The sequence below is a fragment of the Bacillus sp. GC_Bacil_1 genome (assembly GCF_026540675.1).
Taxonomy (GTDB): domain Bacteria; phylum Bacillota; class Bacilli; order Bacillales; family Bacillaceae_G; genus Bacillus_A; species Bacillus_A cereus.
Window position 1 is genome coordinate 209,659 of sequence record NZ_JALNUG010000001.1, and the last position, 20,234, is coordinate 229,892.

Below are 20,234 nucleotides of genomic sequence, written 5' to 3' on the forward strand. Positions count from 1 at the left end.
TATAGGAGGAGAAATATGCTTAACAAAACGCAAATCCGTTATTGTTTAGACACAATGGCGGATATGTATCCAGAAGCGCATTGTGAATTGGTTCATGATAATCCATTTGAACTTGTAATCGCGGTGGCGTTATCTGCACAATGTACAGATGTACTTGTAAATAAAGTGACAAGAAATTTATTTCAAAAATATAAAACACCAGAAGATTATTTAAGTGTTTCTCTAGAAGAATTACAACAAGATATACGCTCTATCGGATTGTATAGAAATAAAGCAAAAAACATTCAAAAATTATGCCGAATGTTATTAGATGACTATAATGGGGAGGTACCGAGCGATCGAGATGAACTTACGAAATTACCCGGTGTAGGAAGGAAAACAGCGAATGTTGTAGTTTCCGTAGCGTTTGGGATTCCTGCAATTGCTGTTGATACACATGTGGAGCGAGTGAGTAAACGATTAGCGATTTGTAGATGGAAAGATTCTGTGTTAGAAGTAGAAAAAACGTTAATGAAGAAAGTACCGATGGATGAGTGGGGGGTTACGCATCATCGTATGATTTTCTTTGGACGTTATCATTGTAAAGCACAACGACCGCAATGTGAGGAGTGCAGACTGTTAGAAGTATGTCGTGAAGGAAAGAAGCGAATGAAGGTGAAATAAGGGATGGAGCGAGTTATAGAAATACCGAAAGAATTTCACTGCTTACCATTTTTTAAAGAAAGCGTAAATTCAATTGAGTATCATACAGACGAGTCTTTTGAAGAAATAATACAAAATACTTACTTTATATTTGATATTGAAAGACAGTATGAGCCATGGAAGGAAATTGAAAACAGTATTCCAGCGATGTTGAATGTATGGAAAAATAAGCATGAAGACATTGCTATACTGTTTCGAAATAGAAATAAGCAAGAGGCTGAGGGGCCAATGATTCTTTTTGCAGCTCACTTGTTATCGGTTGTCTATTGGCTAAATGAGCAACCTGTTCATAGTTTGAATGAAATGCAAATAAATACGAATAAATTAAAAGTGCAACCTGTTAATTTTATGGAAAGATATTCATTCATAATAAAGAAACCGAGTAATTATCATTCTTATATTCAATTAGCGCAGTTGTATATCGAAATAGAAAAGCTATATGTAAAGAAAATGATAACAAAAAAGAAGTCCGCTTCTCGTTAAGAGAAACGGACTTCTTTTTTGTTTATTAGGACTCTGTTGTAATAACAGTACCGTCTGCGTGAGGTGTATCTCCTCCGGTATTTTGATGTTGCTGTTCTTGTTGTTTCTTAGCTTCTTCTTCAGCTTTTTTCTTGGCCTCTTCTTCAGCTTTCTTCTTAGCTTCTTCTTCAGCTTTTTTCTTAGCTTCTTCTTCAGCTTTTCTTCTAGCTTCCTCATCAGCTTTCTTTTGAGCTTCTTCTTGCTGTTTACGTTGTTGTTCTTGTTGCTGTTGTTGTTCTTGTTGCTGTTGCTGTTCTTGTTGTTTCTTAGCCTCTTCTTCAGCTTTTTTCTTAGCTTCGTCTTGTTTTACTTTATCTTCATTAGCCTTTTTCTGGGCTTCCTCATCAGCTTTTTTCTTAGCTTCTTCATCGGCCTTTTTCTTAGCCTCTTCTTCAGCTTTTTTCGCATCTGGAGTTCCGCCAGGCGCAGTGAAGGATGCACCAACTGCTGGGCTTGTGCCAGTGCCTTTTTTCGCTACTACAGAGAAGCTGTAAGTAACACCTGGTTTAATACCACCAAGAGTAGCTGTCGTACCACTTATTGATAGGCTACCACTTGAACCGTCAGTTGCTTTATAGCTGGCTGCATATGCATCAACTTCTGCTGGTCCAGACCAGTTTAGTGTAACTGTGCTAGCGCCATCGAAAGTGACATTCAGACCACTAGGGGCATCTACTTTAATTTGTTTAATTGCATCTTTTTTCGCACCTTTTACGTATAGTTCTCCGTTTATTTCTTGAACAGAAGAAGGACGTTCAAAGCGTGATTTATCTGTAGCGAATTTGCTCATCATTACTTGGAACATTTGCTGTGCAATTCTAGTGGAGCGATCGCTAACATAATTTTTTGGACCATCTTTTTCGTAACCGGTCCAAACAGCCATTGTGTATTGTGGCGTATATCCAGCAAACCAGCTATCTCTGTTTGCATCAGCTGGGATGTCATATTTTTGAAGAACTGATTCATCAAAGTTTTGTGTTCCTGTTTTACCTGCTACGTCAACACCTGAAACGTATGCTGTTGGACCTGTACCACCAGAACCAGGTTTTACTACGTCACGAAGAACGTCAGTAACCATATAAGCTGTATAGTCTTGCATTGCGCGATGTTCTTTCGGTTTAAAGCTTTTCTTTTTCCCATCCGGGAAGGTTACTTCTTTTACGAAGTGTGGTTTATTATAGTTACCACTATTACCAAAGGTTGCATATGCACCTGCTACTTCTAATGGAGAACTATCGTTACTACCGATTGCTGTTGATTCGTAGACTTTTCCTTCTTTAAAGGTCATGCCTAAACCTTCAGCAAATTCTTTTGACTTATTAAGACCAACTGTTTGTGCTGTCTTTAAAGCTGGAATGTTTAATGACTTTTTCAAAGCTTCACGTAGTGAAACGTCACCTTTGTAACTCTTTGTTGCATTTTGTATTTTCTTACCATTGGAATACGTATACTCTGAGTCGTTTAATTGATGGTATGTAGACCATTGTAAATTTTCAATTGCCGGACCGTAGTCGAAAATTGGTTTCATTGTTGAACCAACTTGGCGTTTTAAATCAGTTGCCATATTATGACCTTTGAAAGTAGACTTACTTTCTTTACGTCCAGCACCAATTGCTCGAACTTCTCCAGACTGTGTATCCATAAATACGAATGACCCTTGGAATTGATCGTCCGGATACTTAATAAGATTGCCATCCATAATTTTGTCGGCGTAATCTTGAGCATCTTGATCAAGTGTTGTATGAATCGTTAAACCATCTGAACCGATATTTACATCAGGATATTCTTTTTCAACTTCTTTTACAACCGCATCTAAAAATGCTTGATACTTCATCTCAGTTACTTCTGAAGACGGTTGAAGGCCCTCAGTTACTGGAATCTTAACGGCGTTATTCATTTCTTCTTTTGTTATATAACCATGTCGATTCATTAATGATAATACGACATTACGACGATTTGTTGCTCGTTCAACATTTTCCTTTTTTGTTGGATCATAAATGTTTGGACCTTGGGGTAAACCAGCGAGCATAGCAGCTTCATGTAATTGCAAGTCTTTTAAATCTTTACCATAATATTTTTGCGCTGCTGTCGCAATACCATATGAACGGTTACCTAAATTAATCTTATTTAAGTACATTTCTAAAATCTCATGTTTAGAGTATTGTTGCTCTAATTTATAAGATAAGTACCATTCTTGTACTTTTCTCTTAGCGGTTTTATCCATCGTTAGAAAATAGTTCTTAACGACTTGCTGTGTAATCGTACTACCACCTTGGGAACCGAAACCACCAGTGACATTTTCCATAACTGCTTTTGTAGTTCGTTTAAAGTCAATTCCATTATGATCATAGAAACGCGAATCCTCAGTTGCAAGGAATGCATTTTCAACTACTTTTGGAATTTGATCATAAGTAACATGCGTTCGTTTTTCAGCACCGTATTCATAGAAGAAATTTCCGTTTTTATCAAGAAACTTTGTTGATAAAGGATTAACAAGTTTGGATTTATCTAATTTTGGAGCGTCCTTTACCATAACAAAGAAAGCGGAAACGCCGGCTACAAGACCAACGATACCAAGAAGTAGACAACCTATAAGGAATTTCTTGAAAAAGGAGCCTTTTTTCTTTGGTTTTTCTTCTTTATTTGTTTTTTTCTCTTGATTTTTTACATGATTTCGTTCTGTACGAGAACGATAATTATCTGACATTATACTTTCTCCTACCTTTCATTCTCTCCCCCAAAAGTCGAAAAAAGAGCCTTAGTGATGACTCTATCACGAAAAATAAACCGTGTCTAGTACACGGATATAGTCAATCCGAGGGTGATAACCGCATGATAATAAGGATCCATGCTCTTCTATTTCTTCTTTCGTAATCGACTTGCGTCCACCTGTATTTTGACGATTCCAAAATGCAATAATATGTTTTGCATCTAATAAATAAAATTCATCAAAAAGTGTAAATTTAATAATGACAAATGCAATTCCATTATGAGCAACCACTTGCTTCATATGTTCTATTTGATGAAGGTGGAAGTTTTGAAGTGGGAAACTAGTTTTATTTTTTGTTTCCTTTGCTTCAAAATCGATGTATTTCCCTTTGTATACACCGTTGTAATCTGTCGTAGAAGGTTGTTTAAAATACGCTTCTTTTACCACTGCAGCACTTCGAGCGGGGTAATCTACTTTTACAATTTGAAGAGGTGTAGGCTTTTTATGTACACATGCAATATTATGGGTTAAGTAATATTGATTTGTTTCATTCAATTCCTCTTCAAGGGACATACCTCTATTACTATAAGTATGTGTTTTTATAGGTGTTTTTTGAGGTTGTGAAGCTTGATTATACCTTTTTCCATTTGGGTAACGAATGGTCATAGTGTGTCCACTCCCAACTTGCTAAGAATTACTTACAAAGGTGATTATATCAAAAAATGAAAAAAGATGTGACCTTTTTGATGAAAGGTATGATGACTTATTTATGTTTACATGGAATGATTATATGAAAATTAAACAAAATCGAGAAAAAAATTTTTGTACAGAGAAAGAAAAAGCGATCATTCGCAATATTAAAAAGAAAACAGAAATAGCTAATGTGGACAATATTTCTCGGACACAATCTTATCACGAATATTATTTAAGAAATAGTGAAATCAGGTGGGCCTTTTTAGCGAGTATGGTTTCGAGAAATGCGGGATGGAATATGACTGATTTAGAAGGGAGATATTATGCCACTGTATTACCTGAAACGGTAAAAAAACATTTATTTCTTCTGTACGAACAAGCTAATTGGATTATTTTCTTAGATGCATTTCCTCAGCTATTATTGTATGAGGAAAGTAAGAAGAGACGGGCACCTCTCTTTCATTTGTTGCAATATTTCAGCGTATCAATTTTTATGGAAAAAGAATGGTTACTTTTCTGGGAAAGAAGAGATATGAATAGGCTTATGACAGCGCTTATTATAAATGAACAAAATAAAATTCAAAAACCAGTCATTGAGAACACATTTTTTAAAAAACATGTATTCCATACTGCACTTTTTAAAGTACAAGAAAGATTTCATATTAGTGCAGTTATCTTCCCAACAATTGAAGGGAGGATGTATGGATTTTCGGTTTATCAATTTGAAACGTTACAACAGCGTATAGAACTAGGAAAAAAATTAGCATGGTTATTATTTCATCCAATTTATAATGGTTCGTTTTATAAGTTTGCATTGCAAACTACACATACTGGGTCTAGAGAAGATTATGAAGTTTACGCACAGGAAACTCGAAAGTCTTATACGCCAACACTTAGAGATATTTATCCTGTTATTTTACATGAAGAAATAAAAATGAGAGATTGGTTTTGTGCAAATATGAAAATGAATGTGCTATTTGTACTTGAAGAACCTAAAGAGGAAGTTAATATAACAGAATGGTATAGAAGAAAGAGAGAACAAATCTATAGGCTATCTATCGTAAATCGTTTTGCTAAAAGGATGGATGAGTTCATGATATAATAAAAAAGAAGTCCCGTCTTCCATTTTGAAGACGGGACTTCTTAATTTGAAACAATCCTGCTATGCGTGCTACAACTTTAATTTCAAAACGTAATGCTAGTAGGAGATTAAGGATGATTTGAAATCTACCTGTTCGTAATAAAGTCTCGCTTTATGTAGCAGGGAAGTTTGGACCATCTAGCTTTGGATTGCCAGTCTCAGGTTTATTTTGTTGTTTGTTTTGGTTTTTCTTTTTTTCATTTTTGTTCTTTGCCATTGTAATACACCTCCTTTTTGTATTGTTACCATTTCTATAAATGACATACGAAATGATTTCTTTGACGAATAACAACTAGTTTTGTCATGTGGGCAGGAGTGGTGAATCATTCGGCGAAATTACATGACAAAGGAAAAGCAAAGAAGGAGGCGTTTTGTATATGGCGATGGTTCAGAAGGAAGATGTAATGAAAAAAATGGATCAAATGTTAAGTTCTCTCGATTTGCTGGAAATGAATATAGGGATTAGAATGAATCATGCATTAAAGGATGCGAGTGAAAAAATATGCAATAAGATAGAAATAACAGAAATGCATATTGAACATATGGAAAATAAATTAGTGCATCACGAAGAAAAAGGGAATTGGGTAAAGACATTTCAAAACGTCGTAGTGAGTGCATAATAAGGTGGGAAAGAAATGAAGAATGAATCATTAATACAGTCTTCAGAAAAACTCATGCAGTATAATAATGAAGCGAATGTAAAAAAAAGAGAACTAACCGAATACGACTTTTATAAGGATATGAAACCGTTTGTAGATATGGTAGATGAGGAATTAGAGAAGTGGAAAGAATTAGCTTATACGTGGATTAAAGAAGAAAAGCCAAAGTATATACATGTACAGCAAATTGATCAAGTATACGATAATTTACAAACGAATGTGTTACAATGCTTTGTAAATAAAGGTAAAGGTAAACGATTCTTTGAAACACACCAAGCCGTTTCGTATACTTTGCAAAATATAGTTGAGCAATGTAAATAACAAGAGGGAGAACCCTCTTGTTATTTTTATGCTTCTGTCATTGTTGTAGGTTTTGTTGCGCCGTTTATTTCTAATTCTTTTATTAATGTTCGATAATCTGATATGCATATTTTTCCTTCGAGATACCAATGTCTCGCAAAGTCTAATAATTCATTTGCATTCTCTGTGCAATACCCCTTTTTTTGAGAAAACGCTTGTTTTAAATCCCCTAATACCATGTTGATTCCTCCCCTATGAGAATCTTCTTCTTAATTATCATAGCATGGAAGGGTTTTCTTTTTTAATTTTTTAAAAATTTAAACTTCCGACAAAAATAGACAGATACTCCATCACACATATTATTTTATAGGTACATATTATATATGTAGAAACTTATGTAAAGGAGGAGAGAATGCATGTTTCAACAATCTAACGTATATCAGCAAACGAATCCATATGCACAGCAAAATATGTACCAATATAATACGGATACATATTTACGGTATAATATGTATCCTTTCGAGCCTTATTATGGAAATCAAAATTATTATCAACCGTTTGAAGTGTCATTTATGAATCAAGCTCAACAACAGCAGCAACCTTATGTAAATCAGGCCCAACAACCACAACAGCAGCAACCTTATGTGAATCAAGCTCAACAATCACAAGCTCAGCAACCATACATGAATCAACAACAGCAGCAGCCTTATATGAATTCACAATATTATATGCCACCACAAGCGCCCTATGCTAATCAACAAGGGATGTTTTATCCACCAAAACAACCGTATCCGACACAGAGTAAACAAAAGCAACAACAGCCAAGTCAGTTTTCTAGTTTTGTTTCTCAATTTAAAACATCAGATGGTAACTATGATGTAAATAAAATGATGAACACAGCTGGCCAGATGATGAATGCGATGAATCAGGTGACAGGTATTGTAAAACAAGTTGGAGGCTTCTTTGGTAAGTAATGTTGAAGGGTTGTCTATGAAAGTATTGTATATGAAATAAAGGACTAGACAAATTTCCTTGTAATAAATGGGTATATATAACAATCGGCTTTCTCTCTTTTCTCATACTGTAAAGTGTAATCAGATTTTTTTAACGAGAGAGGAGAGAAAAAACTATGCATCATTGTCATCCTTGTTTTGGAGGGCATAAGCCTGTAGGACCTATTTGTACAACTGCTCCTGTCGTTCATCCGACAAAACAATGCGTAACACACTCTTTTTCAACAACGGTGGTGCCACACATTTTCCCAACACATACAACACATGTACATCATCAACAAATTAAAAACCAAAACTTCTTCCCACAAACAAATTCAAATGTAAATGTTGTGGACCCAATCGACCCAGGATTCGGCGGTGGATGTGGACCGTGTGGTCATGGACATCATGGACATCACGTATCTCCATTTGGTCCAGGACCAAATGTATCTCCGTTTGGACCAAACGTATCACCATTCGGACCGAATATTGGACCAAACGTATCACCATTCGGTCCAAATATTGGACCAAACGTTGGTGGAATGTTTAAAAAGTAAATGATATGTTAGAACTAGCGAAATGCTAGTTCTTTTTTTGTAATTGGAGTGTTGATATGAAAGTTATTGCAGTAACAGGATATAAGCCATTTGAACTTGGAATATTTAAAAATGATCATCCAGGGGTGGAGTGTATAAAAAAGGCATTATACCGTAAATTAACCACTTTTGTAGAAGATGGTTTAGAGTGGGTTATAATAAGCGGCCAGTTAGGTGTAGAATTATGGGCTGCTGAAGTTGTTTTTGAAATTCAAGTAGAATATCCAGATTTAAAATTAGCGGTATTCACTCCGTTTTTAGAACAAGAAGAAAATTGGAAAGAAGATAATCGTGAATATTACGAATTTATTCTTTCTCAAGCAGACCATGTTGATAGTATCACGAAAAGGAAGTATGAAAGCCCAGAACAATTTAAATTAAAAAATCAATTTTTTATTGAAAAAAGTGATGCGCTTTTAGCGGTATATGATGAAGAAAAACCAGGAAGTCCCAAATATATTGTAGAAGCAGCAAAGAAAAAAGGGGAAATAGAAAATTATCACAGTTATTTCATTCTTTTTTCTGATTTACAAGATATAATAGAAGAGGAACAGTGGAATAATGCAGAGTAATATGTAATATAGTACTCGTATATATGATTGACAAAAAGCATTGTTTCTGAAAAAATTTAGTTAATGAAAGTTTTGGTAAAAATTTGAGGTGAAGAAAATGATTTCGGATAAAATTAAATTAACAGCGAAAGATATTTTAGAAAAAGAATTTAAAACAGGTATGAGAGGTTATCAGCAAGAAGAAGTAGACAAGTTTCTTGATATGATCATTAAAGACTATGAAGCTTTCCACAAAGAGTTTGAGCAATTAAAGCAACAAAATGCTCGTTTAAAGCGTGAATTAGAGGAACAAAAACTAGCAGTAACGCAAGTTCCACAACAACCTGTACAAACACCAGTTGCACAACCGGTTTATAACAACACGAATACGGATATTTTAAAACGCTTATCTAACTTAGAAAAAGCTGTATTTGGAAGTAAGTTATACGAATGATGTAAGGTGGGAAAAGGTTTAAGCGTTTTACATAGAAAAAAACGTTGCAAAATCTTTTTGTTTCCACTATACTAATGGATGTCATAACGTTTGGGTAATCGCTGCAACGCCAACGTTGTAGAGGAAAGTCCATGCTCGCACGGCCTGAGATGGCTGTAGTGTTCGTGCCTAGCCAATTCATAAGCTAGGGTATTCTGGCTGTAAGGCTGGTTTAACGGCAGGGAAAAAACCTAAGTCCTTTCGGATATGGTTTGACTACCTTTAAAGTGCCACAGTGACGAAGTCCTTGAAGAAATGATAGGAGTGGAACGAGGTAAACCCCACGAGCGAGAAACCCAAATAATGGTAGGGGAATCTTTTCCAAGGAAATGAACGACGGGAAAGGACAGGTTTTATAACCTGTAGATAGATGATTGCCACCGGAGTACGAGGCGTGGGCCGTTTGTAGTACAAAGGAACAGAACATGGCTTACAGAACGTTATGAACCAACTATGAAATAACTCAGCTCTCCTTTGTTAGAGGAGGGCTTTTTATTTGTATGAAGTTGTAAAGTATGAGTTAAAATGGTTAATGAGAAAATTTTTCGTAAAATGTAATGATTAATAGGACCAATTGCTATTAATTATTGTTTGAATATACATAAGAGGTGAATGCAAATGGGAAAAGTTACTTTAATTGCAACAGCGGCAATGGGTATTGAAGCGTTAGTTGCCCGAGAAGTTCGCGATCTTGGTTATGAATGTCAAGTAGAAAACAGCAAAGTAACATTTGAAGCAGATGAAAAGGCGATTTGTCGTACGAATTTATGGTTGCGTACTGCGGACCGTGTAAAAATTAAAGTTGGCGAATTTAAAGCAACAACATTTGATGAGCTATTTGAAAAAACGAAAGCATTAAACTGGGGAGATTATATTCCAGAGAATGGCGAATTCCCTGTTATCGGTAAATCTTTAAAATCTGAATTATTCAGTGTTTCGGATTGCCAACGTATCGTTAAAAAAGCTGTCGTTGAAAAATTAAAAACAACATATAAACGTACAACTTGGTTTGAAGAAGATGGTCCGTTATTCCGTATCGAGATTGCAATGCTCAAGGATATTGCAACATTAACAATTGATGCGAGTGGTGTTGGACTTCATAAACGTGGATACCGTATGGATCAAGGGGAAGCTCCGTTAAAAGAAACATTAGCTGCGTCTTTAATTAAATTAACAAACTGGAAGCCAGATCGTCCATTTGTTGATCCATTCTGTGGATCAGGTACAATTCCGATTGAAGCAGCATTAATTGGACAAAACATTGCACCAGGATTTAACCGTGGTTTCGCATCTGACGAGTGGGGCTGGGTAGGTAAACAAAACTGGCGTGAAGCTCGTCAAGAAGCTGAAGATTTAGCGAACTATGATCAACGCTTACAAATCATTGGATCAGATATTGATCATCGTATGATTCGAGTTGCTCAAGATAACGCAGAAGAAGTAGGCTTAAGCGATTTAATTACATTTAAACAAATGCAAGTAAAAGATTTCACAACAAAAGAGGATTATGGCTACGTTGTAACGAATCCTCCATACGGAGAACGTTTAAGTGAAAAAGCACTCGTTGAACAACTGTATAAAGAAATGGGACAAGTATTCCGCCCGTTAGATACATGGTCAGCGTATGTATTAACAAGCTACGAAGCATTTGAGAAGTGTTACGGAAAAGATGCGTCGAAGAAGCGTAAACTATTTAACGGATTTATCCGTACAGATTACTACCAATACTTCGGAAAACGTCCACCGCGTAATTCATAGTATAAAACTCCTCCAGCGCGCATATACTGGCTATTATGTAATGCGTAAAGGAGGAAGTGATATGGATAATTTCCAATTATCAATGATTCAAAAAGCTATTCACCGTACGTATGATGAGCTCGGAAAAGAAGTGGATAGTCAAGGTGCGATTGTAGATGAAATACAAAAAGCACAAGAAGAATATTTGTCAGCTCTTTCACATGAAACAGCGATTGATAAACGGTATTTAAAGTCATTAATATAGAAGAAAATTTTCCTTTTTCGAAAGGAAAATTTTTTTTCGTGAATTTCTATGTATTGCAACAGGGGAAAGCAAATGCATACATATGCGTAGCAGTTGCTATTATTTTTTTATAGAAAAACTTTTTGGTTGGAGGCTAAGGATGTTTACTGAGAAGAGATTACCATTTGAAGTAGGAAAACAAGATAATTTTTATGATAAGTTGAATGAGTGGATTGGAGATGTGTTTTACGACATCCTTCCGGAAAAAGGCTTTGAAGAGCGTGATGAACAAATTTTTATGGCGTTTCAGTTAGAACGCGCTTTCCAAGAAAAGAAAGTTATGTTCGCAGAAGCTGGTGTAGGAACAGGGAAAACAATTGTATATCTTCTATATGCAATTTGTTACGCGCGTTATACTGGGAAACCAGCTATTATTGCTTGTGCAGATGAAACGTTAATTGAGCAGCTTGTAAAAGAAGAAGGGGACATCGCTAAGTTATCTGAAGCATTAGGGCTATCTGTTGATGTAAGGCTTGCAAAATCAATGGATAATTATTTATGCTTACGTAAACTTGAAGATGTTATGAGTGGACGAGCTCCAGAAGTAATTGAAGACGTATATTACGAGTTACCACAGTTTGTATTCGATCATGGTACGATGCAAAACTTTACTCACTATGGTGACAGAAAAGAATTTCCACTTTTAAATGACGAAGAATGGTCAAAAGTAAATTGGGATTACTTCCAAGATTGCTTTACTTGTGATTCTCGTCATCGTTGTGGACAAACTCTTTCTCGTGAACATTATCGTAAAGCAGCAGATTTAATTATTTGTTCTCAAGATTTCTATATGGATCATATTTGGACGTACGATGCTCGTAAGCGTGAAGGGCAAATTCCGTTATTACCAGAAAGTAGCTGCGTTGTATTCGATGAAGGACATCTTGTAGAATATGCAGCTCAAAAAGCTTTAACATACCGTTTAAAGCAAACGATGATGGAGCAACTTTTAACGAGATTGCTACAAAACGATATTCGTGAGGAGTTTGCACATTTAGTAGAAGAAACAATTTGGCAAACAGAGCGATTCTTTGATGTGTTACAAGAAAACAAAAAAGAAATTGCCGGTTCTGATCGTTTAGAAATTACTGTGACAGAAAAAGTAACAGCTGAAGCGAAACGACTTTATGCAAAAATTGGTGAAGTTGGAGATGCATTAGTATTCGAAAGTGAAATGCATACAGTAAACACGTATGATTTAAATATTGTTGATGAGCATTTAGATGTATTAGAACATTCACTTCGTCTGTTCATGCACGAGAAAAATGTAATTACTTGGGGTGAAGAAGGTGATGGTGCCTTCACGTTAGTGATTATGCCGCGTGCAGTTGAAGAAGTATTACAAGAGAAAGTGTTCTCGAAGAAAATACCGTATATTTTCTCTTCTGCGACATTATCGAACAATGATTCATTCGCGTTTACAGCTAATAGCCTAGGGGTAAAAGATTACTTATCATTCTCAGTTGCTTCACCGTTTGATTACGAAGAGCAAATGGCAGTAAACTTACTATCGCATACGAAAGAAAATGAATGGGAAAGAAAGTGTCAATATACACTTGAAAATGTACAAAAAACAAATGGACGTACGCTTGTATTATTCCGTACAACGCAAGAGCTTGCAGCGTTCAAAGAGTATGTAAGTAAGGAGCAAATGTCGGTTCCGTTCTTATATGAAGGAGATCAGGAAATTAGCCAGCTCGTTTCTCGTTTCCAAAATGAAGAAGAGACTGTACTTTGTGCGGTTCATTTATGGGAAGGTTTAGATATTCCTGGTTCATCATTATCACACGTTATTATTTGGTCATTACCATTCCCTCCAAACGATCCTGTGTTTGAAGCGAAACGTAAGCACGTAAATGATTCATTCTGGGATGTAGATGTACCATATATGATTTTACGACTTCGTCAAGGAATTGGGCGTTTGATTCGTACAAGTGAAGATAAAGGTGCTATATCAATCTTCTTATCTGATTCAGAAGATGAGAAAGTAGTTGCAGCTGTGAAAAATGTACTGCCAGTAGAAGGTAAAGAATTATAAGGAGAAAGCTTGGCGCTTGCCAAGCTTTTTTTCTATTATAAAAGGAATTTATGTTTCCGTGTCGAATTAAGTTTGAGGTAGAAAAAGGAGGCTTTTATACGATGACAGTTGCTACATATGAGGTAGAAAAACAATTTTTAACATACGTGAAGAAGATACAGAATTACGGAGAAGCATTAAGTTTAATGTTTTGGGATTTAAGAACAGGTGCACCAAAAAAAGGTGTAGATCAGCGTTCAGAAGTAATTGGTATGCTTTCGTCAGAAGTGTTTGCTATGTCGACTTCAGATGAGATGGGAAACTATTTAACAGAACTTGAAGCTTTAATACGTGAAGATAAACTTTCTGAAACGACGAAGAAAATGGTTGAAGAGTGTCGGAAAGAATATGATAGAAATAAAAAAATTCCACAAGCTGAATATGAGGCTTATGTGAAATTAGAAGCGAAAGCAGAGAGTGTGTGGGAAGAAGCTCGCGAAAAATCTGATTTCGAAATGTTCCGCCCGTACTTAGAAAAAATTGTTGAATTTAAAAAGAAATTTATTACATATTGGGGTTATGAGACATATAAATACAATACATTATTAGACATGTATGAGCCAGGTATTACAGTAGAAGTTTTAGATCACGTATTTGGTCAACTTCGTGAGCGTATCGTGCCGCTTGTAAAAGAAATCTCTGAGTCTAAAAAAGGATTAAAAACAAGTGCTTTATCGGAACAATTTTCAAAAGAAAAACAAAAGAACTTTACATTAGAACTATTAAAGCAATTGAATTATGACTTTGAAGCAGGTCGTCTTGATGAAACAGTACATCCTTTCGAAATTACATTAAATAGAGGGGATGTTCGTATTACGACACGCTATGATGAAAAAGATTTCCGTATGGCTGTATTTGGAACAATTCATGAATGTGGTCATGCAGTATATGAACAAAACATTGCAGAACAATTTGAAGGTACACCACTTTGCAGTGGTACATCTATGGGTATTCACGAATCACAATCATTATTCTTTGAGAACTTTATCGGCCGTAATAAATCATTCTGGAAGAAAAATTATGATTTATTAAAAGAGTATAGCGATGGTCAATTTGATGATATGTCAGTCGATGAGTTTTATGATGCAATTAACGAATCGAAGCCGTCATTCATTCGTATAGAAGCAGATGAGCTTACATACCCGCTTCATGTTATGGTGCGTTATGAATTAGAGAAAGAATTATTTGATGGTACATTACAAGTGAAGGACTTACCAGCAGCTTGGAATGATAAGATGGAAGCATATTTAGGAATTCGTCCGGAAAATGATGCGCAAGGTGTATTGCAAGATGTTCACTGGGCTGGTGGCTCATTTGGATACTTCCCATCTTATGCGCTTGGTTACATGTATGCAGCGCAATTTAAGCAAAGAATGTTAAAAGACATTCCGAACTTTGATGCATTATTAGAAGAAGGAAACGTAACACCGATTCGTGAATGGTTAACAGAACATATTCACCAATATGGTAAAACGAAAAAGCCGCTTGAAATTTTAGAAGATGTAACAGGTGAAGGCTTAAATGCAAACTACTTAGCCGATTATTTAGAAGCGAAATATAGAGCGATTTATGAGTTGTAAAAAAAGAGCTGCTTAATTGCAGCTCTTTTTATTAAAGGGGATGATAGAATGGGTCATACATATACAGTAATGAAGCAAGAAGAAGCGGAGGAAATTGCGTATAACTGGCATTATGAAGGGAAATATTCTTTTTATGATATAGAGGCAGATGAAGAAGATTTAGCTGAATTTTTACATGGTGAGAGTAGAGGAGATCATACATTTTCTGTGAAGCAAAATGGCATTCTCATTGGTTTTTTTACTGTTTGTAAAATGAATGATGGAACGGTTGATATAGGACTTGGAATGAGACCTGATATAACTGGCAATGGATTTGGTTTACAGTTCGTGAATGCTGGACTAGCTTTTAGCAAAGAAAAATACGGATGCAAATATATAACACTATCAGTAGCGACATTTAATGAGAGAGCGATAAAAGTGTATAAAAGGGCGGGATTTGAAGTGGTTGGAACGTTTATACAGAAAACAAATGGTAGTTGTTTTGAGTTTTTGAAAATGAACTACATATGTAAACGTGATTAAAAAACAGAGGGATCTTCTGTTTTTTTATTTTGATTTAGAAATATATGATACATATTTTTTACTTGTTGTAATTGAGGGTTTTGAAATTTTGGTAAAGGATGTGTATGATAGAAGTTTAGTAGCGAATAGTAGGTTTAGCAAGGAAAGGTAGAGGTAGTATGATTACAATTAAAACGAAAAATGAAATAGATTTGATGCATGAATCTGGAAAATTACTTGCTTCATGTCATAAAGAAATTGCGAAAATGATAAAGCCAGGTATAACGACGCAAGAGATTAATACGTTTGTTGAAATGTATTTAAAAAAGCATGGTGCCACATCTGAACAGAAAGATTACAATGGTTATCCATATGCGATATGTGCATCTGTAAACGATGAAATGTGTCATGCGTTTCCGGCCGATGTTCCTTTAACTGAGGGTGATATTGTAACAATTGACACGGTAGTAAACTTAAATGGGGGTCTTTCAGATTCTGCTTGGACGTATAGAGTTGGAAAAGTTTCTGATGAAGCAGAAAAGTTGTTGCTAGTAGCTGAGAATGCTTTATATAAAGGGGTTGATCAGGCGGTAATCGGTAATCATGTAGGAGACATTGGCTATGCAATTGAAAGTTATGTAACAAATGAAGGTTTTTCTGTCGCAAGAGACTTTACGGGACATGGAATCGGTAAAGAGATTCATGAAGAACCAGCAATTTTTCATTTTGGGAAACAAGGACAAGGGCCTCAGTTACAAGAAGGAATGGTGATTACGATTGAGCCGATTGTCAATGTAGGTATGCGATATTCGAAAGTAGATTTAAATGGGTGGACTGCACGAACGATGGATGGGAAATTATCAGCTCAATATGAGCATACACTTGCGATTACAAAAGATGGGCCAATCATTTTAACGAAGCTGTAATTGGAAATGAAAGAGTTTACAAAACTCGAACGAAAATAGTAGTTTTTAAAAATTCGTACGTGTTTTTTCGATAAATGCTTTTCAAAGTATAAAAAGTGCGTTATAATCCTTCTATAAAATAAATAGTTAGCTACACTCATATAATCGCGGGGATATGGCCTGCAAGTTTCTACCGAAGTACCGTAAATACTTTGACTATGAGTGAGGACGAATATAATTGCTTGTTTGGCATTCTTTTTTGCGAAACTCCAAAAGCGCGTCTCTCACTTGTAACGAGTGGTGGCGGCTTTTGGAGTTTTTTTATTGCATAAGAGGGGGAACAAACATGAAAGTATTACAAGAAAAGATTTTGAATGAAGGAAAGGTTTTATCTGGTGACGTATTAAAGGTGGATGCATTTTTAAATCACCAAATTGATCCAGTACTTATGCAAGAAATCGGAAAAGAATTTGCTAAACGTTTTAAAGAAGAGAACATTACAAAAATCGTGACGATTGAATCTTCAGGCATTGCACCATCTGTTATGGCTGCATTAGAGCTTGGTGTAAAAGTAATCTTTGCAAGAAAACGTAAATCGTTAACGTTACAAGATAATATGTACGTTGCAAACGTATATTCATTTACAAAACAAGAAACAAATGAAATTTCATTATCTCGAAATCATATTGATGAAAATGATCGCGTGCTAATCATCGATGACTTTTTAGCAAACGGTCAGGCTGCTTTAGGTTTAATGAGTTTGGTAGAGCAAGCAGGAGCAAGTATTGCAGGAATTGGAATTGTTATTGAAAAAGCATTTCAAGATGGAGGAAAGAAGCTTCGTGAACAAGGCGTTCGTGTTGAATCACTAGCAGAAATTGCATCACTTGATAACGGCACAGTTACATTTGTACAGCAAGAAACTGCGGAGGTGAAATAAACGATGAAGCAGCATCCATTTAAAATTGCATCGCTTGGTATGCAACATATGCTTGCAATGTATGCTGGAGCAATTATCGTTCCGCTTATTGTGGGCGGTGGACTTGGTTTAAATCAAAAAGAATTAACATATTTAGTCTCAATTGATTTATTAATGTGCGGCGTTGCAACAATTTTACAAGCATTATCAAATCGCTTTTTCGGTATTGGACTTCCCGTTGTACTCGGTTGTACATTTACAGCCGTTGGACCGATGATTGCGATTGGAAAACAATACGGTGTGTCTTCTATTTATGGAGCAATTATTGCTGCTGGGTTATTCGTTGTTATTTTTGCGAAATTATTTGGAAAGCTTGTAAAACTATTTCCACCTGTTGTAACAGGATCTGTTGTTACTGTAATTGGAGTTACACTTGTTCCAGCAGCAATTAATGATATGGCTGGCGGAGTAGGAAGTAAGGATTTCGGTAGTCTTGAAAATTTAGCATTAGCATTTGGTGTGTTACTATTTATCATCATTATGTATCGTTTCTTTGATGGATTTATTCGTTCAATCTCTATTTTACTAGGTCTATTGTTCGGTACAATCGTTGCAGCGTTTATGGGGAAAGTAAGCTTGCAAGCGGTTGGAGAGGCTGATTGGTTCCATGGTATTCAACCATTTTACTTCGGTACACCAACATTTGAATTAACACCAGTTATTACGATGATTCTCGTTGCTTGTGTAGGGATTGTGGAAGCAACGGGTGTATACTTTGCATTATCTGATATTTGCAATAAAAAAATCGGTGAAAAAGAATTAACAAAGGGCTATCGAGCAGAAGGATTAGCGATGGTGTTAGGTGGCATTTTCAACGCGTTCCCATATACAACTTACTCTCAAAACGTAGGACTTGTTCAATTAACTGGAGTAAGAAATCGCGTTATTATTTATACTTGCGGTGGTATGTTAATCGTTCTTGGATTCATTCCTAAAATCGCAGCTATTACAACAATCATTCCGAAATCAGTACTTGGCGGTGCTATGCTCGCAATGTTCGGTATGGTAATGGCATATGGTATTAAAATGTTAAGTAGCGTTGATTTTGGCAAACAAGAAAACTTATTAATTGTTGCATGTTCTGTCGGAATTGGGCTTGGGGTTACAGTTGTTCCTACATTATTCTCACAACTTCCTGAAAACATTCGTATTTTAACAGATAACGGAATTGTACTTGGAAGTGCGTCAGCAGTACTTTTAAATATCGTATTTAATATGGTGCCACAGCGTAAAGTGAAAGTAAAAGAAGAGCCGGTGTCTATGCAAAGTGCAGTAAGAGAAGCGTAAAAAAGCAAGGTCTCGTTATGAGACCTTGCTTTTCTTTTTAAGTGGCATCATTTTCCCGTAAGTACCAAGACGCCAAATGTACTCAAGTGGTCCGTATTGGTAATGTGAAAGCCACCAGCGGCTAATAAAGATTTGTAACGTGTAGAAACTAATGCAGAATAGTGGTCCAACCCATAGTGGAGCCAGATAATCATTTTTAAACAATAGCCCGAATACAAGTAATGTAACAATTGTATGCGAGATGTAATTTGTTAATGCCATTCGTCCAACGTATTGGAATGGACGTAATAACGTTTGCCATTTTTCTTTTTGTAATAAACGCATTAACGTGACAATGTAGAAGATGAACAATGTCTTTCCGCTTATCATCGTAATGCCCATAAGTGAAAATGGTGTGTATGGTTGATTGTTCATAAAGAAGTAAACCATAATAAACCACATCGGTAATGTTAAAATGAACATAATGATTTGCCATTTTTTAAGTTTTGGATCTAATTCCTTAGCACGGCGGAAAATGTCTTTTTTACCGGCATATAATCCGAGTAAAAACAATCCTAGTGTTTCAGGAAGCATAATAAGACTGTTACTTATTGCTTCAGAATAGAATGAATAGAATCTGTCTGTAATTTGTAAGCCCCAGTTTTCTAACGGCATAATGGCTATGGAAAGGCCTAGTTCATCTACCGGCACTAATAACATGACAAGAGAACCTAATAATGTGAACAATTGCATGAAACTTAATAGTACAATTGACCATATTAAAATAGTACGTGTCTTTCTTTTGTAAAATAAAAATAAGAAAAACCCGGTAATTGCATAAGTATGTAAAATGTCACCGTCCCATAAAAGAACGTAATGTAAGAACCCGAATAATAATAAGATAAGTAAGCGGCGAACAAACAAAGTTTTTGGACGATCGGTCTTCGCCTCAGCACGATTCATAAAAATATAAAAACCTAATCCGAATAAAAACGAAAAAATTGTATAAAATTTCGTTTGAATAAACATATCGTAAAATAGGCGAATATAGCTGTCTATCCCTTCGTAAATTCCTGTAATATCACGTGAGTCAACCCCGGCAATAATTGGCCAGTTAACAAGAAAAATACCTAATACAGCTATTCCTCTAATAATATCAATGGAGTGTATCCTCTCGCCTTGTGTGAGATTTTGTGTCATTTTTTTCCTCCTTGTTAAGTAATTCCCTTTTAGTATACAAAATGTAAGATGGAGGGGATAGGGGATATTTCCATTTTTTTAAACTGTTAAGTTATGTAGGATGAGATATAATAAGAGTGCACAACAAGTTTTAACCTTTTTCAAAACAGGCAGTAAAGCTCCTTCTTATAAGGAGCTTTCTTTATGAAAAGTATTGATAATGATTCTCTTTAATGATAAAATGTATTCAAAAGTGATAATCATTATCAAAAAAGGTTGGTGCATGAGTATGGTATATGCATTAGTAGCAGGTACAGTTGCTGTATATGCAGTTATTGCAAAGTATG

The 20,234-nt window shown here is 35.6% G+C and carries 22 protein-coding genes, 1 other RNA gene and 1 riboswitch; of the genes, 18 read left to right on the forward strand and 5 right to left on the reverse strand.

From position 1 onward, the window contains the following. Positions 1 to 15 precede the first annotated feature (15 nt). Complete coding sequence (gene nth, locus OXT04_RS01180) at positions 16 to 663, forward strand: endonuclease III (protein ID WP_000933035.1); 648 nt, start codon at positions 16 to 18, stop codon at positions 661 to 663. Positions 664 to 666: 3 nt separating this feature from the next. Next, positions 667 to 1,185 (forward strand): YpoC family protein, encoded by a 519-nt coding sequence (locus OXT04_RS01185; protein ID WP_029441862.1) that lies wholly within the window; start codon positions 667 to 669, stop codon positions 1,183 to 1,185. Positions 1,186 to 1,210: 25 nt separating this feature from the next. On the opposite strand, the gene OXT04_RS01190 is transcribed toward OXT04_RS01185, so the two are convergent. Further along, a complete protein-coding gene (locus OXT04_RS01190) occupies positions 1,211 to 3,931 on the reverse strand; it encodes a PBP1A family penicillin-binding protein (RefSeq protein ID WP_098256731.1) in 2,721 nt (906 codons plus the stop codon). A 66-nt stretch (positions 3,932 to 3,997) separates the two neighbouring features. After that, a complete protein-coding gene (gene recU, locus OXT04_RS01195; protein WP_000155599.1) occupies positions 3,998 to 4,600 on the reverse strand; it encodes a Holliday junction resolvase RecU in 603 nt (200 codons plus the stop codon). 103 nt (positions 4,601 to 4,703) lie between these two features. Here recU and OXT04_RS01200 point away from each other — a divergent pair, with 103 nt between their 5' ends. After that, the gene (locus OXT04_RS01200) at positions 4,704 to 5,729 is read left to right on the forward strand and encodes a DUF2515 domain-containing protein (protein ID WP_000495657.1); all 1,026 of its coding nucleotides are present in this window, start codon (positions 4,704 to 4,706) and stop codon (positions 5,727 to 5,729) included. Positions 5,730 to 5,880: 151 nt separating this feature from the next. Here OXT04_RS01200 and OXT04_RS29745 read toward each other — a convergent pair whose 3' ends face one another. Continuing rightward, positions 5,881 to 6,060, reverse strand: a complete 180-nt coding sequence (locus OXT04_RS29745) for a hypothetical protein (protein ID WP_001987054.1) — start codon at positions 6,058 to 6,060, stop codon at positions 5,881 to 5,883. Positions 6,061 to 6,145: 85 nt separating this feature from the next. On the opposite strand from OXT04_RS29745, the gene OXT04_RS01205 reads away from it, so the two are divergent. Then, on the forward strand, positions 6,146 to 6,388 hold the full coding sequence (locus tag OXT04_RS01205; protein ID WP_001252036.1) for a hypothetical protein: 243 nt from the start codon (positions 6,146 to 6,148) through the stop codon (positions 6,386 to 6,388). A gap of 15 nt (positions 6,389 to 6,403) precedes the next feature. After that, positions 6,404 to 6,748, forward strand: coding sequence for a YppE family protein (locus OXT04_RS01210; protein ID WP_000787408.1), 345 nt, complete (start codon positions 6,404 to 6,406; stop codon positions 6,746 to 6,748). A gap of 26 nt (positions 6,749 to 6,774) precedes the next feature. Here OXT04_RS01210 and OXT04_RS01215 read toward each other — a convergent pair whose 3' ends face one another. After that, a complete protein-coding gene (locus tag OXT04_RS01215; protein ID WP_000242652.1) occupies positions 6,775 to 6,966 on the reverse strand; it encodes a YppF family protein in 192 nt (63 codons plus the stop codon). Positions 6,967 to 7,143: 177 nt separating this feature from the next. Between OXT04_RS01215 and OXT04_RS01220 the strand changes: the two genes are divergently transcribed. From OXT04_RS01220 to pbuX, 13 genes are all read left to right on the forward strand, one after another. After that, the gene (locus tag OXT04_RS01220) at positions 7,144 to 7,701 is read left to right on the forward strand and encodes a YppG family protein (RefSeq protein WP_065228538.1); all 558 of its coding nucleotides are present in this window, start codon (positions 7,144 to 7,146) and stop codon (positions 7,699 to 7,701) included. Positions 7,702 to 7,856: 155 nt separating this feature from the next. Next, positions 7,857 to 8,276, forward strand: coding sequence for a spore coat protein (locus OXT04_RS01225; protein WP_078993573.1), 420 nt, complete (start codon positions 7,857 to 7,859; stop codon positions 8,274 to 8,276). A gap of 56 nt (positions 8,277 to 8,332) precedes the next feature. Beyond that, positions 8,333 to 8,887, forward strand: coding sequence for an SLOG family protein (locus OXT04_RS01230; protein WP_000862925.1), 555 nt, complete (start codon positions 8,333 to 8,335; stop codon positions 8,885 to 8,887). Positions 8,888 to 8,984: 97 nt separating this feature from the next. Further along, complete coding sequence (gpsB, locus tag OXT04_RS01235) at positions 8,985 to 9,320, forward strand: cell division regulator GpsB (protein ID WP_000622431.1); 336 nt, start codon at positions 8,985 to 8,987, stop codon at positions 9,318 to 9,320. 86 nt (positions 9,321 to 9,406) lie between these two features. Then, positions 9,407 to 9,797: RNase P RNA component class B (rnpB, locus tag OXT04_RS01240), an RNA gene on the forward strand. A 180-nt stretch (positions 9,798 to 9,977) separates the two neighbouring features. Further along, positions 9,978 to 11,117 (forward strand): THUMP domain-containing class I SAM-dependent RNA methyltransferase, encoded by a 1,140-nt coding sequence (locus OXT04_RS01245; RefSeq protein WP_000521227.1) that lies wholly within the window; start codon positions 9,978 to 9,980, stop codon positions 11,115 to 11,117. A gap of 61 nt (positions 11,118 to 11,178) precedes the next feature. Next, complete coding sequence (locus OXT04_RS01250; RefSeq protein WP_000368570.1) at positions 11,179 to 11,361, forward strand: DUF3921 domain-containing protein; 183 nt, start codon at positions 11,179 to 11,181, stop codon at positions 11,359 to 11,361. Positions 11,362 to 11,500: 139 nt separating this feature from the next. Then, positions 11,501 to 13,438 (forward strand): ATP-dependent DNA helicase, encoded by a 1,938-nt coding sequence (locus tag OXT04_RS01255; protein WP_098256732.1) that lies wholly within the window; start codon positions 11,501 to 11,503, stop codon positions 13,436 to 13,438. 101 nt (positions 13,439 to 13,539) lie between these two features. Beyond that, entirely contained in the window at positions 13,540 to 15,057 is a 1,518-nt protein-coding gene (gene ypwA / locus OXT04_RS01260; RefSeq protein ID WP_023521517.1) for a carboxypeptidase, read from the forward strand. A gap of 48 nt (positions 15,058 to 15,105) precedes the next feature. Continuing rightward, positions 15,106 to 15,579 carry a GNAT family N-acetyltransferase gene (locus OXT04_RS01265; protein ID WP_072941250.1) on the forward strand — a complete coding sequence of 158 codons (474 nt, stop codon included), beginning with the start codon at positions 15,106 to 15,108 and terminating at the stop codon, positions 15,577 to 15,579. A 158-nt stretch (positions 15,580 to 15,737) separates the two neighbouring features. Then, on the forward strand, positions 15,738 to 16,484 hold the full coding sequence (locus OXT04_RS01270; protein WP_065228543.1) for a type I methionyl aminopeptidase: 747 nt from the start codon (positions 15,738 to 15,740) through the stop codon (positions 16,482 to 16,484). A 116-nt stretch (positions 16,485 to 16,600) separates the two neighbouring features. Next, positions 16,601 to 16,702, forward strand: a riboswitch (purine riboswitch). Between the two features lie 107 nt (positions 16,703 to 16,809). Beyond that, complete coding sequence (locus OXT04_RS01275) at positions 16,810 to 17,403, forward strand: xanthine phosphoribosyltransferase (RefSeq protein WP_000866496.1); 594 nt, start codon at positions 16,810 to 16,812, stop codon at positions 17,401 to 17,403. Between the two features lie 3 nt (positions 17,404 to 17,406). Next, complete coding sequence (pbuX, locus tag OXT04_RS01280; protein ID WP_000809230.1) at positions 17,407 to 18,729, forward strand: xanthine permease PbuX; 1,323 nt, start codon at positions 17,407 to 17,409, stop codon at positions 18,727 to 18,729. 15 nt (positions 18,730 to 18,744) lie between these two features. On the opposite strand, the gene OXT04_RS01285 is transcribed toward pbuX, so the two are convergent. Beyond that, positions 18,745 to 19,908 carry a DUF418 domain-containing protein gene (locus tag OXT04_RS01285; protein WP_000193179.1) on the reverse strand — a complete coding sequence of 388 codons (1,164 nt, stop codon included), beginning with the start codon at positions 19,906 to 19,908 and terminating at the stop codon, positions 18,745 to 18,747. Positions 19,909 to 20,234: the final 326 nt, after the last annotated feature.